This window comes from Pseudomonas sp. B2M1-30 (assembly GCF_025447575.1).
In the GTDB taxonomy this organism is placed as follows: domain Bacteria; phylum Pseudomonadota; class Gammaproteobacteria; order Pseudomonadales; family Pseudomonadaceae; genus Aquipseudomonas; species Aquipseudomonas botevensis.
In genome coordinates this window covers 712,688-729,209 of sequence record NZ_JAOEJT010000001.1, presented here as the reverse complement: position 1 = coordinate 729,209, position 16,522 = coordinate 712,688, and the positions used below count along the sequence as shown (strand labels likewise).

The 16,522-nt window shown below is 61.5% G+C and carries 15 protein-coding genes; 11 read left to right on the top strand and 4 right to left on the bottom strand.

Annotated elements, in window-relative coordinates; translation table 11 throughout:
* Positions 1–27: 27 nt before the first annotated feature.
* On the bottom strand, positions 28–324 hold the full coding sequence (locus tag N8H74_RS03360; protein ID WP_217829000.1) for a DUF2782 domain-containing protein: 297 nt from the start codon (positions 322–324) through the stop codon (positions 28–30).
* Positions 325–398: 74 nt separating this feature from the next.
* Between N8H74_RS03360 and polA the strand changes: the two genes are divergently transcribed.
* A complete protein-coding gene (gene polA, locus N8H74_RS03355; protein ID WP_262146191.1) occupies positions 399–3,206 on the top strand; it encodes a DNA polymerase I in 2,808 nt (935 codons plus the stop codon).
* Positions 3,207–3,495: 289 nt separating this feature from the next.
* Here polA and yihA read toward each other — a convergent pair whose 3' ends face one another.
* A complete protein-coding gene (yihA, locus tag N8H74_RS03350; RefSeq protein ID WP_217829002.1) occupies positions 3,496–4,137 on the bottom strand; it encodes a ribosome biogenesis GTP-binding protein YihA/YsxC in 642 nt (213 codons plus the stop codon).
* A 191-nt stretch (positions 4,138–4,328) separates the two neighbouring features.
* On the opposite strand from yihA, the gene N8H74_RS03345 reads away from it, so the two are divergent.
* The 7 genes from N8H74_RS03345 to N8H74_RS03315 all read left to right on the top strand — a co-directional run bounded on the left by N8H74_RS03345 (position 4,329) and on the right by N8H74_RS03315 (position 11,646).
* Positions 4,329–4,619: a c-type cytochrome gene (locus tag N8H74_RS03345; RefSeq protein WP_217829003.1), complete on the top strand. Its 291-nt coding sequence runs from the start codon at positions 4,329–4,331 to the stop codon at positions 4,617–4,619.
* Positions 4,620–4,664: 45 nt separating this feature from the next.
* Entirely contained in the window at positions 4,665–5,282 is a 618-nt protein-coding gene (locus tag N8H74_RS03340) for a c-type cytochrome (protein ID WP_217829004.1), read from the top strand.
* A 211-nt stretch (positions 5,283–5,493) separates the two neighbouring features.
* Positions 5,494–6,135: a thiol:disulfide interchange protein DsbA/DsbL gene (locus N8H74_RS03335; protein WP_217829005.1), complete on the top strand. Its 642-nt coding sequence runs from the start codon at positions 5,494–5,496 to the stop codon at positions 6,133–6,135.
* Between the two features lie 14 nt (positions 6,136–6,149).
* A complete protein-coding gene (locus N8H74_RS03330; protein ID WP_217829006.1) occupies positions 6,150–7,028 on the top strand; it encodes an endonuclease/exonuclease/phosphatase family protein in 879 nt (292 codons plus the stop codon).
* Positions 7,025–9,076, top strand: coding sequence for a diguanylate cyclase (locus tag N8H74_RS03325; protein ID WP_262146188.1), 2,052 nt, complete (start codon positions 7,025–7,027; stop codon positions 9,074–9,076). Before N8H74_RS03330 ends, N8H74_RS03325 begins: the two co-directional genes overlap by 4 nt.
* 101 nt (positions 9,077–9,177) lie before the next feature.
* A complete protein-coding gene (locus tag N8H74_RS03320) occupies positions 9,178–9,957 on the top strand; it encodes an N-acetylmuramoyl-L-alanine amidase (RefSeq protein WP_262146187.1) in 780 nt (259 codons plus the stop codon).
* Between the two features lie 72 nt (positions 9,958–10,029).
* A complete protein-coding gene (locus tag N8H74_RS03315) occupies positions 10,030–11,646 on the top strand; it encodes an EAL domain-containing protein (protein ID WP_217829009.1) in 1,617 nt (538 codons plus the stop codon).
* Here the strand turns inward: N8H74_RS03315 and N8H74_RS03310 are convergent.
* A complete protein-coding gene (locus N8H74_RS03310) occupies positions 11,643–13,433 on the bottom strand; it encodes a KinB sensor domain-containing domain (RefSeq protein ID WP_217829010.1) in 1,791 nt (596 codons plus the stop codon). The genes N8H74_RS03315 and N8H74_RS03310 overlap by 4 nt on opposite strands.
* Before the next feature lie 10 nt (positions 13,434–13,443).
* The gene (algB, locus tag N8H74_RS03305) at positions 13,444–14,790 is read right to left on the bottom strand and encodes a sigma-54-dependent response regulator transcription factor AlgB (RefSeq protein ID WP_217829011.1); all 1,347 of its coding nucleotides are present in this window, start codon (positions 14,788–14,790) and stop codon (positions 13,444–13,446) included.
* A gap of 428 nt (positions 14,791–15,218) precedes the next feature.
* On the opposite strand from algB, the gene N8H74_RS03300 reads away from it, so the two are divergent.
* The 3 genes from N8H74_RS03300 to N8H74_RS03290 all read left to right on the top strand — a co-directional run bounded on the left by N8H74_RS03300 (position 15,219) and on the right by N8H74_RS03290 (position 16,211).
* Complete coding sequence (locus tag N8H74_RS03300) at positions 15,219–15,503, top strand: hypothetical protein (protein WP_217829012.1); 285 nt, start codon at positions 15,219–15,221, stop codon at positions 15,501–15,503.
* Positions 15,504–15,579: 76 nt separating this feature from the next.
* Positions 15,580–15,744, top strand: coding sequence for a DUF1328 domain-containing protein (locus tag N8H74_RS03295; protein WP_003177151.1), 165 nt, complete (start codon positions 15,580–15,582; stop codon positions 15,742–15,744).
* Between the two features lie 2 nt (positions 15,745–15,746).
* Positions 15,747–16,211 (top strand): inhibitor of vertebrate lysozyme family protein, encoded by a 465-nt coding sequence (locus tag N8H74_RS03290; RefSeq protein ID WP_217829013.1) that lies wholly within the window; start codon positions 15,747–15,749, stop codon positions 16,209–16,211.
* Positions 16,212–16,522: the final 311 nt, after the last annotated feature.

The window sequence follows — 16,522 nt, the reverse complement described above, 5'->3', positions numbered from 1 at the left end:
AGCGGCGCCTGTTAAAAGTCGGGAAACTTACTTCCAGGTAAAAATTTCCCACGACGGAATCAGCATATCCGGCTGGTCGGAACGGATGTAGTTCGCGTCCGTACCGTCGGCGCGGACCAGAAAGTACGGTTTGCCGCCCTTCGGCGTGACCTTGATCGCATACACGAACCCACTCCGGCTGTATTCCTGAATGACCTTGTCGCCTTCCGTGTGCGTGTTGATGGTGACTTCAGGCTCCGCTGACGGCGCATCATCCGCCGCGATCGCGGCCAACGGTGTGGTTGCAATCAAACTGACCAGCAGCAAGCGATTTAACGTACGCATGATAACCTTGTCCCTTTGTCGTCAACGGTCCCGCTATTCTAGCGCCGGGCCCGCCGAAAAGGTTGATTCTGCTCATGAGCCAAGCCCCCCTCGTCCTGGTGGACGGTTCGTCCTACCTGTACCGCGCCTTTCATGCGCTGCCACCGCTGACCACCTCCAAAGGCCTGCCGACCGGTGCGGTCAAGGGCGTGCTGAACATGCTCAAGAGCCTGCGCAAGCAGTATCCGGACAGTCCGTTCGCCGTGGTGTTCGACGCCAAGGGTGGGACATTTCGCGATGAGATGTACGCCGAATACAAAGCCAACCGCCCTAGCATGCCCGACGACATGCGCGTGCAGATCGAACCCCTGCACCAGAGCGTGATTGCGCTCGGCTTTCCGCTGCTGTGTGTCGACGGCGTCGAGGCCGACGATGTGATCGGCACCCTGGCCCGCAGCAGCGCGGCGGCGGATCGCCCGGTGATCATCTCCACCGGCGACAAAGACATGGCGCAACTGGTCGACGGGCACATTACCTTGGTCAACACCATGTCCGGTAGTTCGATGGACGTGGACGGCGTGAAGGAGAAATTCGGCGTCGCTCCCGAGCAGATCATCGATTATCTGGCCCTGATGGGCGATTCTTCCGACAACATCCCGGGCGTTCCCGGCATCGGCCCGAAGACAGCTTCCGGCCTGCTGGTCGGCGTCAACGGCGGCCTGACCGAGCTCTACGCGCAGCTCGATATCGTTCCGACCCTGCCGATTCGCGGTGCCAAGACCTTGCCGGCCAAGCTCGAAGAACACAAGGAGATGGCGTTCCTCTCCTATCAACTGGCGACCATCAAGGTCGACGTGCCGCTGGACATCGGTCTCGACGATCTGCAGATGGGCGCGGAAGACCCGGCCAAACTCTACGAGCTCTACAGCCTGCTCGAATTCAAAAGCTGGCTGAACGACCTCGATCGGGACGCCAAGCGCCTGGAACTCAGCGCCGCCGAGCCGCAGCCGGGCGCTGATCTGTTCAGTGCAACCGAAGCTGAAGCCGAAACACCGGCGGCCAGCACCGAGGCCCAATACGAAACCATCCTCGATCAGGCGCGTTTCGAGGCCTGGCTGGAAAAACTCAAGCAAGCCCGGCTGTTCGCCTTCGACACCGAAACCACTGGCATCGACGCGCAGCAGGCGCAACTGGTGGGCCTGTCGTTCGCGGTGAACGCCAACGAAGCGGCATACATCCCGCTGACCCACTCCTACATCGGCGTGCCCGAGCAACTGGACCGTGACACCGTGCTGCGCGCGCTCAAGCCGATTCTGGAGGACCCGAGCAAACTCAAGGTCGGCCAGCACGCCAAGTTCGACATGAACATCCTCGCCAACTGCGCCATCGGTGGTGATCAGAACGACGGCATTACCGTGCGCGGAATCGCCTTCGACACGATGCTCGAGTCCTACGTGCTCAACTCCACCGCCACCCGCCACGACATGGACAGCCTGGCGCAGAAGTACCTGGATCACACCACCGTGAGCTTCCAGGACATCGCCGGCAAAGGCGCCAAGCAGCTGACCTTCGACCAGATCGCCCTCGAACAGGCCGGGCCGTATGCCGCCGAAGATGCCGGCATCACCCTGCGTCTGCATCACACGCTGTTCGACAAGCTCAGCGCCATCCCGAGCCTGGCCAGCGTACTGACCGATATCGAGATTCCGCTGGTGCCGGTCCTGGCGCGCATCGAGCGCCAGGGGGCGTTCGTCGATGCCGCGCTGCTCGGCGTGCAAAGCATCGAGCTGGGGGAAAAGATGGTTGCCCTGGAGCGCGAAGCGTTCGAGATCGCCGGCGAAGAATTCAACCTCGGCTCGCCCAAGCAGTTGGGCGTGATCCTCTACGAAAAACTCGGTCTGCCGGTGCTGAAGAAGACCGCCAAGGGCCAGCCATCCACCGCCGAGGAAGTGCTGGCGAAACTGGCCGAAGACGATCACCGCTTGCCGAAAGTGCTGATGGAGCACCGTTCGATGAGCAAGCTGAAGAGCACCTACACCGATCGCCTGCCGGAGCAGATCAACCCGCGCACCGGACGCATCCACACCTCGTATCACCAGGCGGTGGCCTCCACCGGGCGCCTGTCCTCCAGTGATCCGAACCTGCAGAACATTCCGGTGCGCACCGCCGAAGGCCGGCGCATCCGTCAGGCATTCGTCGCCCCGGCGGGTTACAAGCTGTTGGCGGCGGACTATTCGCAGATCGAGCTGCGGATCATGGCCCACCTGTCCCGCGACGAAGGCCTGATGAATGCCTTCCGCAACAATCTGGATGTACACACCGCCACCGCCGCCGAAGTGTTCAAGGTCGAACTGAACGAAGTGACCTCCGACCAGCGCCGCAGCGCCAAGGCGATCAACTTCGGCCTGATCTACGGCATGGGCGCGCAGAAGCTCGGCAAGGACATCGGTGTCGACTCCAAGACCGCCAAGGCCTACATCGACACCTATTTCACCCGTTATCCCGGCGTTCGCGAGTACATGGACCGCACCCGCGTCCAGGCAGCGGATCAGGGTTTCGTCGAAACCATCTTCGGTCGTCGCCTGTACCTGCCGGAGATCAACTCCAACAAGCCGCAGGAACGCGCTGCCGCCGAACGTACGGCGATCAACGCGCCGATGCAGGGCACGGCGGCGGACATCATCAAGAAGGCCATGGTGGCTGTGGATAACTGGCTGAGCACATCCGGGCTGGATGCCAAGGTCATTCTGCAGGTACACGACGAACTGGTGCTGGAAGTTCGTGAGGATCTGGTCGAGCAGGTCAGCCAGGAAATTCGCCTGCACATGAGCGAGGCGGCAAAACTGGACGTGCCGCTGCTGGTGGAAGTCGGGGTCGGCAACAATTGGGATGAGGCTCACTGAGGCCTCTGGAACGGGCTTTTGCCGCGACATGGTGTCGCGGCATGGGCACCGGAAAGGGCTTAGTCCGGATCGCTCTTGGGCTTATTCCAAAGCTTTTTGAAAAAAATCTGAACTAATCTTGCAGAGCACCACTCAGAGTTACTGAATGGCTGGTGAAGCCCTTCGATGCTCCTATGTTGTGTTAAGTGTTGGCAGATATCTGAACCCCGCCCTAGCGGTTCGGAACTTAGACCCCGGAACTTCTCCCTCCCCATATGAAGTCCGGGGCTTTTTTTGCCTCAAAATTGCCTTACTCAGCTGCTTCGGCGCCCTTGTCCGCCAGCTCCATCCAGCCCGCCAACACAGTGTAGGCCTCTTCCAGCCCCATGCGCTTCGGCGCCGAGAACAGCTGGATCGTCACCTGGTCACCCCAACCCTTGCGGATTTCCGACTGCACTTTGAGCAGGGTGTTCTTGGCCGCGCCGTAGGTCAGCTTGTCGGCCTTGGTCAGCAGAATATGCATCGGCATGCCGGCCGCAACGGTCCAGTCGAGCATCAGCAGGTCGAAGTCGGTCATCGGATGGCGGATGTCCATCATCAGAATCAAACCCTTCAAACTCTCGCGGCCGCCCAGGTAAGCCTCCAGGTGGCGCTGCCAGTGCTGCTTGAGCGGAATCGGTACTTTTGCATAACCGTAGCCCGGCAGGTCGACCAGACGGCGTTCATCGTCTAGCTTGAAGAAATTCAGGAGCTGCGTGCGACCCGGGGTTTTCGAGGTACGCGCCAGGCTGGCGTGAGTCAGGGTGTTCAGCGCGCTGGATTTACCGGCGTTGGAACGGCCGGCGAAAGCCACTTCAAAACCTTCGTCGTCGGGGCACTGATCGACTTTGGCGGCACTGAGCATGAACGTGGACTGTTGGCACAGGCCGAGGATGGGATTTTTGAGCTGCATGGGATTTCCGATGTGGGCGGCGCCGGGAATGGGCGCGGAACGCGGTGTCGCTTCCGTTTCAGTGACGCCAGTATATAATGCCGCAGATTTTGTGTGTGCTTTGTCCCAGCGAAGGATGAAGTTCACGAGAGCGACAGACCTTGATTGCGCATTAGAACGCAGAACGCTCTCAACCCTGAAAAGGTCGTTTTATGACGAAATGGCTGCTGGCTGCCGGAGTCTTGATGCCACTTTACAGTGCGCAGGCTACACAAGATCCGGAAGCCGTGTACAACCGTGTTTGTGGTGCCTGTCATTCCGGCCAACTCCCCATGGCGCCCCAAAAGGGCGATCAGGAAGCTTGGACGCCGAGGTTGGCGAAAGGTATGGAGACGCTGGTGCAACACGTGACCCAGGGTTTCAAGGCGATGCCGCCGCGTGGTTTGTGCATGGACTGCAGTGCCGAGGATTACCGAAGCATCATCCTCTGGATGAGCGAGTAAGCCCGGTCCATAACTCTTAACCCTTAGCCGTAGTTGGATTAGCTGATGAACAAACTGATCGTGAGTCTGCTGTTGACCGTGGGAATCTCAGGCTTCGCCCATGCTGCAGGTGATGCAGCCGCAGGCCAGGCGAAAGCTGCCGTATGCGGTGCCTGCCATGGCCCGGATGGCAATAGCATGGCGCCAAACTTTCCAAAACTGGCGGGACAGGGTGAACGTTACCTGACCAAGCAACTGCACGACATCAAGTCGGGCAAGCGCACCGTGCTGGAAATGACCGGCCTGCTGACCAACCTGAGCGATCAGGATCTTTCCGACATCGCCGCCTACTTCGCCAGCCAGAAAGGCAGTGTCGGCGCCGCCGATCCGAAGCTCGTCGCGCGCGGCGAGGCCCTGTTCCGTGGCGGCAACCTGGACAAAGGCCTGCCAGCCTGCACCGGTTGCCACTCGCCAAACGGCGCCGGCAACGCAGCCGCCGGCTTCCCGCACCTGGGTGGCCAACACGCTCAATACATCGCCAAGCAACTGACCGACTTCCGCAAGGAAGATCCAGCGGCCGGTCGCAGCAACGACGGCGATGCGATGACCATGCGCACCATCGCCCGCAAACTGAGCGATGAGGACATCGCGGCGGTTGCCAGCTACATTCAGGGTCTGCACTGAGACCTGCCTCGCGGCCGGCGAACGGACGTTGCGCGGCACGGACAACTCCTGCAACGTTAACGCTCGATTAATCCGTCGCGACAAGTATAAAAAGGGTGGCTTTGGCCGCCCTTTTTTGTGGCCGCTGCCGTTACACTACAGAACTCACGCCCGCCAGGATCTGTCTGAAAACAGGTCGCGCGAGGCGACCCAAATTGTCCAGGAGTAAAGCATGCGTAATCTGATCATCAGCGCCGCTCTCGTCGCTGCCAGCCTGTTCGGCGTGACCGCCCAGGCCGCCGAAGCCCCTGCCGCACCTTACGTCGAGCTGAGCAACCCGGTGCCGGTTGCCGTGCCTGGCAAGATCGAAGTGGTGGAGCTGTTCTGGTATGGCTGCCCGCACTGCTACGCCTTTGAGCCGGTGATCAATCCCTGGGTCGAAAAACTGCCGTCCGACGTCAACTTCGTGCGCATCCCTGCCATGTTCGGCGGCCCGTGGGACGCCCACGGCCAGATGTTCCTGACCTTGGAAGCCATGGGTGTCGAGCACAACGTCCACGCAGCGGTATTCAACGCGATCCAGAAAGAACACAAGAAGCTGACCGACAAGAACGACATGGCCGACTTCCTCGCCACTCAGGGCGTGGACAAGGACAAGTTCCTGGCGACTTTCGACTCGTTCGCCATCAAGGGCCAGATCGTCAAGGCTCGCGAGCTGGCGAAGAAGTATGAAATCTCCGGCGTTCCAACCATGATCGTCAACGGCAAATACCGCTTCGACATCGGCTCCGCCGGTGGTGCCGAGCAAGCGCTGCAGCTGGCCGACCAACTGGTCGCCAAAGAGCGAGCGGCCAACAAGGCAGCCGCCAACTAAGCGCGGCAACCGCCATGCGCCGCTGGGGAGTCGAACGTCTCGTTGGCCTGCATGATCCGCAGGTCAACGAGCATCACCTGGAGTCCACGGGCCTGCCCGCAGACAGCCGTCTGCGTTTGCTCAGTTTCAATATCCAGGTGGGCATCAGCACCGAGCGCTATCGGCATTACCTGACCCGCAGCTGGCAGCACTTGCTGCCGCACACCGGGCGCTCAGGCAATCTGCAAAAGATCGGCAATCTGCTCGGCGACTTCGATCTGGTCGCCCTGCAGGAAGTCGATGGCGGCAGCCTGCGGTCAGGCTACGTCAATCAGGTCGAACACCTGGCCCACCTCGGCGCCTTCCCCTACTGGTATCAACAACTCAATCGCAATCTCGGCCGGCTGGCCCAGCACAGCAATGGCGTACTCAGCCGCCTGCGCCCGTGGGCGATCGAGGATCACCCGTTGCCGGGGCCGAAAGGACGCGGGGCGATCCTGCTGCGCTTCGGCGAAGGTCCGGAAGCGCTGGTGGTCGTGATGATGCACCTGGCGCTCGGCGCCCGGACCCGCAGCATGCAGCTTGGCTACATTCGCGAGCTGATCGGCGGCTACAAGCATCAGGTACTGATGGGCGACATGAACACCCACGCCAGCGACCTGCTGCAACACTCGCCACTGCGCGACCTCGGCCTGCTGGCCCCGCAACTTGAAGCGACATTCCCCAGCTGGCGCCCGCAGCGCTGCCTGGACCATATTCTGCTCAGCCCGACCCTGACCCTGGAAAAGGTCGAAGTGCTGGCCCAACCGATTTCCGATCACCTGCCGGTCGCGGTAGAGATTCGTCTGCCGGGTTCGCTCACGGCCGATGCATTGCCCGCGTTGAGTCCTGCCCCTCGCGGAACCCCTGAATGAGCGACGAAGCCCAGCGCTGGAAAGAGAAATACCTCCAAAGCATCGAAAAACAGGAAAAGCTCGAGCGCCGATGGGACGCCCGGCTCGACCTTCTGCGCCGAGGCCTGGTGCGCAGCACCCTGGCGGCGGAAGGCACCGACCGGGTGGTCGACCAATACATGAAAGAAATGCGCGACGTGATCCGCACGGACGACATGGACGCCGGCCTTGCCGCCCTGTTGCCGCGTCTGGAAAAGGCCGTGCTGGACTCCGAGCAGCGCCGCGAAACCCGCCTCAATCAAGTCAGCACCGCTCTGAATGCGCTGGTTACTCAACTGCAAGCGCTGCCACTGCCCCGGGACGTGGCCCAGCCGCTGAAGAAGTTCGCCAAGCAATTGGACGGGCGTGTCAGCCAGGCACGGGAGATGCCGCTGCTGCTCAGCGAACTCAGCGGATTGCAGGGCAAGGCGCTGCATCAGCTGGAGACGCCAGCGGAACCGGGGCGGCCGGGATTGCTGCAACGCCTGTTCGGCAATCGTGACAGCGAAGAGACGCCTGTTCAGCCGGCACCCGCTGCCATCCCCGCCGCGCAGCCACAACAGCCACCCTCCGAATCCGCTTCAGAACCGGTACACGCGCCATTGGCGCCTGTTGCCGTTGCCGAGCCAGCCGTCATCGCTCCAGCCCCGGAGGCGCCAGTCGCCGCAATGGCAACGGTTTCAACACCCGAAGTGGAGCTGGAAGTGGTGGCTTTCGAGCCGCCCGTGGTCGCCATCGAATCCGTCAGCCCGACCGTCGAACCGCAAGCCCACGAACCGCAGCCGCCGGTCATCACAACGCCGGTGCCCGTTGCGCCTGTCGCGATCAACCCCGACGAACTGATCCATCCCGGTGACGATCCGGCACCACCGCTCACTGCCGACCTGCCCGCGCCCGCCCCCGTCATCCAGGCCTCGACGCCCGCCGATCCGGAGCACCCCGAGCACGACGTTCTCTACGCCCTGCCGGATTCGCCGGAGCCGTCCTACAGCTCGGTCGCCAAACACATCGAAGACACGCTTATCGGTCTGCTCGACGACCTGACGCTGCCGGAACGTCACCGCCCACAAGCAGAGGCCATGCGCGACCGGCTGCAAAACGGGCTGAACTGGTACGAATTGCTACCGATCCTCGACGATCTGGCCACACTGATGCTCGCCATCACTGACAGCGGCCAGCACGAATTCGAAGCCTACCTGCAACAACTCAACGAACGCCTCGAAGCGTTCCAGAGCAACCTGCAAGCCGCCAGCGAAGGCCACGCCGACAACAGCTCCGCCGCGCGGGAAATGGATACGCAGATCCGTGAGCAGGTCGACGGATTGCAGAGCAGCGTTCAGGAAGCCGCCGACCTCGATGACCTCAAGCAGGTCCTGGAAAACCATCTCGAAGGCCTGCTCGGCACCATGGACCAGCACCAGAAGCAGCGCGACGCCCGCGAGCAGGAAGTAGCTGCGCGTCTGAAAAGCCTGGCCGAGCGCGTGGCGCACATGGAGCAGGAAGCCCTCGGTTACCGCGAGCATCTGGAAGAGCAGCGACAGAAAGCGTTGGTCGACCCGCTCACCGGCCTGCCCAACCGGGCGGCCTGGAGCGAACGGCTCGAACATGAAATCGCCCAGTGGCAACAGCACGGCAACACCCTGAGCCTGGCGATGCTCGACCTCGATCACTTCAAGCGGATCAACGACAACTACGGTCACCTGGCCGGCGACAAGGTGTTGAAGATCATCGCCACGGTGCTGCGCAAACGCCTGCGTGGCACGGACTTCATCGCCCGGTTCGGGGGTGAGGAATTCGTCCTGCTGCTACCGGCGACCCCGCCGGCGGTGGGTGCCCGACTGCTGGAAACCCTGCGTGCCTCAATCGAGGCCTGCCCTTTTCACTTCAAGGGTGAACGGGTGACGATCACCATTTCCATGGGCCTGGCAGCCTTTAAACCGGGAGAACACAGCGATCTGGTGCTCAAAAGAGCCGATCAGGCGCTGTATCGGGCCAAAAACGGCGGACGCAACCGGGTGGAGTTGGGCTGAGGCAATTGTTCCATTTCATTTAAATCAGCCGTTTGGCCGTCGGCACGCAAGGCATTACGTTACACTGTTGCATTATCGTCTTGCGTGTATTGCTCTCTGCCATGAAATTTCTTGCTCTCATTGCGTCGCTGCTGGTTCTGGCCGGATGTGCCAGTGGCCCACGCTTCGACACCAGCCACCCTTCGGCCAATCACGACAGTCGCGTCCAGTTCGTGATCGTGCATTACACCTCCGCGTCGCTCGCGCGCTCGCTGCAATTGCTGACCCACGGTGAAGTCAGCAGCCATTACCTGATCGGCGACGACCAGAACGCGACCATCTACAAGCTGCTGGACGAGAACCAGCGCGCCTGGCACGCCGGGGAAAGCGAGTGGCAGGGTCGCACCTGGCTGAACTCCAGCTCGATCGGCATCGAAATCGTCAATCCCGGTTTCAAGGACACCCCGACCGGGCGCCTCTGGTATCCCTACAGCGAAGCCCAGGTGCAATCGCTGATCGTCCTGCTCAAGGACATCAGCCAGCGCCAGCGCATCAACCCGCGCTACATCATCGGCCACAGCGACATCGCGCCGTTGCGCAAACTCGATCCAGGCCCGCTGTTCCCCTGGAAACGCCTGGCCGCCGAAGGCCTCGGCCTGTGGCCCGACGAACAAGCGGTGGCGCGTCAACAGGCGCTGTTCAACGCCGAATTGCCGAGTATCAGCTGGTTCCAGACGCAACTGGCGCGTCTTGGCTACGCCACCCCGCAGACCGGTGAGCTGGACGTGGCAACGCGGCATGTCATCGCGGCATTCCAGATGCACTATCGCCCGACCCGTTTCGACGGCACGCCGGATGCGCAAACGGCAGCGTTGCTGCTGGTACTCAATCAGACAAAATAATGACGCCCGCCCGACGGTCAGGGCGAAAGTCCAATCAGCAGCTATAACTCATTGGTAATTCTTCGGATATCCATGATGGTTGCTACCCGAGAGGCACTGCGTAGCTGGTTTTATCGCCCGTGGTTTTTGGCGATGCTGGCGGCTGTCCTCAGCGCGAGCCTGCTGATTACCGGCGGGCTGTTCGTGGCCATGCGCCAGGTCGAGCAAAGCGAAAGCCAGGAGATGAACGCCCAGGGCGCGCGCTTCCTGGCCCGCCTGGAGCAATTGTTCGGGCAGTTGCGCGAAAGCCTCGACGACCTCGAAGCCCAACCCCTGCGCAGTTGCGATGACGAGATGATCGCCACCCTGCAACTGGTGACCTTCAACTATCGCTTCGTTTATGAAGCGGCCTACATGGACGCGCAGCGCACCTGTTCCAATCGGCCGCGCCAGGAAGGCCTTTCGGTAAGCCGCCCGGCGGACATCAAAGGCCCGACCTACAGCTACTGGCTGAACACGACCACCGAACCCGATGAAAACCGCGCCGCGCTGATGCTGGGGCGCGGCAACTTTCGCGTCGCCACCTCTCGCGGCCATCTGACCGACATGGTCGACCTGTCACCCGGCAGCAGCCTGCTGGTGGTGCTGGATCGCGGCACCCGGGCGATCCCGGTGCTCGGCGTGCCGCAAACCTGGCCGCCCACCGATCCCTGGCCACCGAAAACCCCGGATGCCCTGCAAGTCACTCAGGATCACTTGATCTACCGCATGCCCACCGACAACCCGGAATACCAACTGGTGCTTATCTCCCCGCGCACCGGCATGCGTATCCCGGAGCTCTGGTGGTGGATGGTGCCGCTGTGCCTGATGATGGGCGCGCTGGTCGGGGTCATGGTGTTCTGGCTGGTGCGCCAGCGTCAGTCGCTGGATGCCGAGCTGAACGGCGCGATCCGCCGTGGCGAGCTGCAGGTGCTGTATCAACCGATCTTCGATCTCGACAGCCGCAACTGCGTCGGCGCCGAAGCCCTGCTGCGTTGGCGTCGACCCGACGGCACGCTGACCAGCCCGGATCTGTTCATCCCGATGGCCGAGAACACCGGGCAGATCCGCCAGATGACTGACTTCGTCCTGCAACGCTTGCTGGAGCAACTCGGTCAGTTGCTGCGGGCCAATCCGCAGTTATACATTTCGGTCAACCTCGCGGCGTGCGACGTGATGGTGCCGCGTATCGGCCAGGTCATGGCGCGGTTGCTGTCCCTGCACCGGGTCGCGGCGCGGCAGATTGCCTTCGAGGTGACCGAGCGCGGCCTGATCGACGTGGTGGTGGCGCGGGAAAACCTGCAAGCGCTGCGCGATGTGGGCCATCAGGTGCTGATCGACGATTTCGGCACCGGCTATTGCAGCCTCGCCTACCTGCAAACCCTCCCTGTGGATTGCCTGAAGATCGACAAGGCGTTCATCGACGCACTCGGCCATGACGCCGCCAGCAGCGGCGTCGCGCCGCACATCATCCATATGGCGCAAGCGCTGGATCTGAAAGTGATCGCCGAAGGCATCGAATATGAAGCGCAGGCTGCGTTGCTCAGCAGCGAAGGGGTGAAGTTCGGTCAGGGCTGGTTGTTCGCCCATGCCCTGAGCGCGGTGCAATTCATCGAGCTGATCACTCGCGGCCGCCGGCTCGCCGGTCGGCGCCTCGACGACGAGGCCTAGACCGCCAGGGCCATGTAGAACTGCGTGCCCTGCCCCGGCCGGGAATAAACCCCCATCCGCCCGCCGTGCAACTGCACGATTTCCTTGCACAGCGCCAGCCCGAGGCCCGCGCCACCTTTCTTGCGCCCGACCTGGACAAACGGCTCGAAAATCCGCCCCTGCTGACCGTAAGCGATGCCTTCGCCATTGTCCTCGACACTGATGATGACCCGCTCGCCATGCCGACGCGCCTGCAAGCGGATCAGCCCGTCGCGGGCGGTGTGGCGCAGGGCATTGTCGATCAGGTTGTCCAGCACCCGGTCCAGTTGCACCTGATCGGCCTGCAAGCGAGGCAAAGGCCCCTGCACTTCCACATTCAACGTCACGCCTTTCTGCTCGGCGGCGTCGGTAAAGCGCAGGCTCGCCTGCTCCAGCAGATCCTCGATGGAGCACGGCGCCAGGGTCAGCTTCTGCAAGCCGCTCTGGTAGCGCGAGAAGTTCAGCAGGTCGTTGATCAACTGCATCAGACGCTTCATTTCCTCGTTCACGGTATCGAGCAGGTCGGCTTCGCGGGACTCCTGGGGGAACTTCGCCCGCTCGCGGAACAGGCCGAACGCCATGTGCATGCCGGTAACCGGTGTGCGCAGCTCGTGGGAAGCACGCAACACGAACTCGCTGCGCACCCGCTCGAAGGCGCGCTGTTCGGTGACATCGTGCAGCACCATCACCGCGCCGAGGATATGCCCCTGGGTGTGGCTGACCGGCGTCAGGCTGTAGGTCAGCAGGCGCGATTCGCCATCGACCTCGATACTGAGGTCTTCCGGGGCCCGCTCCAGCGTGCCGCCGCGCAACACCAGTTGCAGTTGCGCATCCAGTTCCGGGCGCTGCAATGCGGTGCCCAATCCCTCGTTGGAGTGGTCGCTTTCCCAACCCAGTTGCCGCTGGGCCACCGGGTTCAAGTGCTCCAGATGCCCCTCGCGATCGATCATCAGCAACCCGTCGTCGATGCTGTCGAGCACCGCTTGCAAGCGCTGCTGGCCGGCCAGCAACTCGTCGACATTGGTTGCCTGATGCTCGCGCAAAGCCTCGGCCATCAGGCCGAAGCGCCGTGAGAGCAGATTGACTTCCATGGCCGAGGAGATCGGCAAGGTCACTTCGAAATTGCCCTGGCCGATGTTGTCCGCCGCTTTCGCCAGCGCCTCGATCGGCGCACCGAAACGCCGGGCGATGCCATGGGCGGTGATGAAGCCGATAATCAGCACTGCGAGGCCGACGAGTCCGAGCAGGCCGGCGATCAACAGTGCCCGGTCACGGGCCGCATGCTGTACAGAATTGATGTTATCCAGCGCGTGCTTGTGCTCGGCGATCAAGCCGTTGCGCAAGGTGTTGAAACGCTCGCGAAGCTCACCGTCGCCACTCAGGGCGCTCGCCGGGTCGCGGGATTGTTCGAAGGCCTGGAGAAAACTCAGGTAATCCGCCTTGGCCTGGTTGAACCCGTACTGGCGGCCGTCATCCGGCTGCTCCTGGGCGATGCCTTCGTCGAGCAACTCGAAGTAATGCTGTTTCGAGGCTTCGAAGGCCGCCGGATCAGGCTTCTCGGCGAGCATCATGATCAGTTGATCGCCGAGGGTCTGCCGCAGCTTGAGGCCCAGATCGAGGGTGACGAAGTTGTTGCGCACCAGCGCTTCCTGGCTGCCGGCCATCTGCATCACGCTGACCAGCCCGAGCAGCAGCCCGAGCAAGGCCACGGTGATCAGCGCGGAAATGCTCAGGAACAAGCGGGTCCGCAACTTCATCGCCAGTTTCATCGGCGGGCGCTCACAGGTTGTACTGCTTGCGCTTGCGATACAGGGTCGAAGCGTCGATTCCTAATGTCTTGGCGGCCTGGTCCAGGGTGCCGGCAGTGGCAAGCACGGCGCCGATGTGGGCTTTTTCCAGTTCGTCGAGGCTCAGCGCCGCGCCGACCCGTGGGGCATTGTTGGCTGGCTGCTCGGCCATGCCGAGGTGGCTGATTTCCACGCGCTCCTGCGGGCAGATGATGCTCGCCCGCTCGATCACGTTGCGCAGTTCGCGAATGTTGCCCGGCCAGCGATAGCCGAGCAGCGCTTCACGCGCCTCGTCACTGAAGCCCCGGGCCGGGCGCGCGTACTCTTTGACGAAACGCGCGAGGAAACGGTCGGCCAGGGTCAGGATGTCTTCGGCGCGCTCGCGCAGGGGCGGCAGGTGCAAGGTGATGACGTTGAGGCGATACAGCAGGTCTTCCCGGAATCGTCCGTCACGCACCATGTCTTCAAGGTTGAGGTTGGTCGCGGCGAGAATGCGCACATCGGCGCGGCGGGTGACCGGATCCCCTACCCGTTCGTATTCCTTGTCCTGAATGAAACGTAGCAACTTGGGTTGCAACGTCAATGGAAAATCGCCGATCTCGTCAAGAAACAGCGTGCCGCCATCCGCCTGATTGACCCGCCCCAATGTGCTTTCGCTGGCGCCGGTGAACGCACCGCGACTGTGGCCGAACAGCTCGCTTTCCATCAGTTCGGCGGTCAGCGACGGGCAGTTGATGGTGACGCAGGATTTCTTCTCGCGCTTGCTCCAGCCATGAATCGCCCGGGCCAGCTCACCTTTACCGGTGCCGGACTCGCCGAGGATCAGGATGTTGGCATCGGTGCCGGCAACCTGGCGCGCGGTTTCCAGTACGACTTTCATCGCAGGGCTGTGGGAATCCAGACCATCCTTCGGCTTGCGGATCTCGCCTTCGAGGGCTTCGAGTCGCGCCGACAACTGGCGCACTTCCAGTTGCTTGGCAGTGGCCAGACGCAATTGGTCAGGGCTGCATGGCTTGACCAGATAGTCGGCGGCACCCGCCTGGATCGCATCCACCGCCGTATCGACCGCCGAGTGGGCGGTGACGATCACCACGCGCATCCACGGTGCCTGGATGCGCATCTGCGCCAATACGTCGAGGCCGTTGTCCTCGCCCAGACGCAGATCGAGGAAACACAGATCGAACACCTGGCGCTGCAACAGCGCATCGGCCTGGGCCGCGCTGTTGGCGGTGGCAACGGTATAGCCTTCGTCTTCAAGACAGTAACGAAAGGTTCGCAGGATGGCGGATTCATCGTCCACCAGCAGAATGCGGCCTTGGTGCTCAGTGGCTGATTCCATTTTTCCTACGCTCCATAAGTGAATGTCTTGGGTTAGTCCCGGAAAAATCGGGCAAGTTGCATGGTTGATTCTGAACGATGCCAGCCATAGGAGGGTAGCTCTCTCCTGCCTTTACGGCTAATCCACTGATTTTGTTGATTTTTTAAACAAATCTCGATTGGCGGGCGATTGCCTGCGTTCTTTTCTGACATCCGCGCCCTGCTCTCAATTCCATAAGAATGAAATCTCCTACGAAATAATCGTGCATTACGCACGACCACGGCGGACACATCGTGCAGGATGCGTCGCGAACGATTTTTACACCATCTATAACTTATTGATTTTATTGGATATTTTTAAAATAAAAAGCTGGCATGCAGGCTGCAATATCCCTGACAGCCCGGGCAGATTTGCAACTGCCCCCATCGAACAAGAGTGAGGAAACCAGGATGACTCGCCAACGTGCCGCCCAACTGAGCATCTCGCCACTGCACATTCAGCAAGGCCTGTTTGGCGTGCTTGCCCTGTTGATCACGTTGATTGCCTGCCAGCAGTACCTGCGCTGGGAGCAGAGCCAGCAGCCCGAGCCGCTGATCTCGATCCAGCACAAGACACAGACGCACTTCAGTGCCGTCAGCAGCAGTCAGACCGAGACCACCTCGATGCGCATGCTGGACGTCGACCAGCCACAGCCGCTGGGTGAGATGCCACGGCAGGAGCGCTGGGTTTTCTAAGCATTTTTCCAGTCAGTTTCGGGCGTCCACGCGCCGGGAAATGCAATACCCCTAAATAGAAGCAAGGAGAATCACCATGTTGAGCTGGGCAATCACATTCCTGATCATTGCCATCATCGCCGCCGTACTGGGCTTCGGTGGTATCGCGGGCACCGCCACGGGTATCGCCAAGATTCTGTTTGTCGTGTTCCTGGTGATGTTCATCGCATCGTTCTTCTTTGGCCGTCGCGGCCGAGGTTGACCATGAGTGCTTTAAAGACACTGGCAGCCGCCCTGCTTCTGGGCGGTAGTGCCATGGCGATAGCGGCCAATGATGGCCAGGCGCGAGTCAATGAGTTGCTAAGCTCCGACGCGCAATACAGGGAAACCTGGGAAGGCGTGGTGAAGAAGGAAGAACGCCTGCCGGAATGGGTGATGAACCTCTCCGGAACGCCAGACCAGCAAATGAATGCAGTGACTGAAGATGGCGACAAGTATCTGGTCGGGCCACTCTGCGAATCGCAGGACAAATGCCTCAACCACCGCCTGATCGTCGCTTTCAGTTTCGACAAGAAGCATGCCTACGCCATGCTGGTCGATGTGCCCGAAGGACTGCCGGCCGACAAGTCGCCCACGCGACATGCCACCTACCGCTTCCTCGGCAAACCCGATCAGGGCATGCAGGATCTGTTGATGGAAACATTGAAGAAAGATCCGAACTGGTACTGAAGTTTCGAACATGAGGGCAGTGAAGCTGCCTTCCATTGCGCCCACCCGAGGAAGGTTGGCGCATGACCAAGGGGCCGGGACGTTCTGACTGTTTCAGGGTCGGAGTGACCTACGGGTACAGGGAGTGCCTGCGTCGAGGGCCGGGTCAGGGTAAAAGCTGCGACGCAAGTTCGCCGGCGTCACTCGCCCTGGCGGGCTTGCGAAGGGCTTTGTCGCGACAAAACGTTGATCTAGAGCGCTCTGCTCGTCTCTTTTCTCCAGCACACTCCCCGCGAAACCGTTTCGCCGTATTTCCAGCCGACCGTATATCG